The following is a 441-nucleotide window of genomic DNA, read 5'->3' on the forward strand; positions in this document are numbered from 1 at the left end:
GACTACTGGGGTATCTAATCCTGTTCGCTCCCCACGCTTTCGCTCATCAGCGTCAGTACCGGCCCAGACCACCGCCTTCGCCACCGGTGTTCCTCCTGATATCAGCGCATTTCACCGCTACACCAGGAATTCCGTGGTCCCCTACCGGACTCTAGCCATGGAAGTATCGAGTGGCAGCTCCAGGTTGAGCCTGGAGGTTTCACACCCGACTTGCCAAGCCGCCTACGAGCTCTTTACGCCCAATGAATCCGGACAACGCTCGCCCCCTACGTATTACCGCGGCTGCTGGCACGTAGTTGGCCGGGGCTTCTTCTGCAGGTACCGTCAGTTTCGTCCCTGCTGAAAGGGGTTTACAACCCGAAGGCCGTCATCCCTCACGCGGCGTCGCTGCATCACGCTTTCGCCCATTCTGCAATATTCCCCACTGCAGCCACCCGTAGG

At 59.4% G+C, this 441-nt stretch carries 1 rRNA gene; it reads right to left on the minus strand.

Annotation, left to right across the window (positions count from 1 at the left end):
* Positions 1–441: ribosomal RNA gene (locus tag AADR41_RS42505) — 16S ribosomal RNA — on the minus strand; the annotation flags it as partial.

This window comes from Streptomyces sp. CLV115, assembly GCF_038448545.1.
Classification (GTDB): Bacteria; Actinomycetota; Actinomycetes; order Streptomycetales; family Streptomycetaceae; genus Streptomyces; species Streptomyces sanglieri.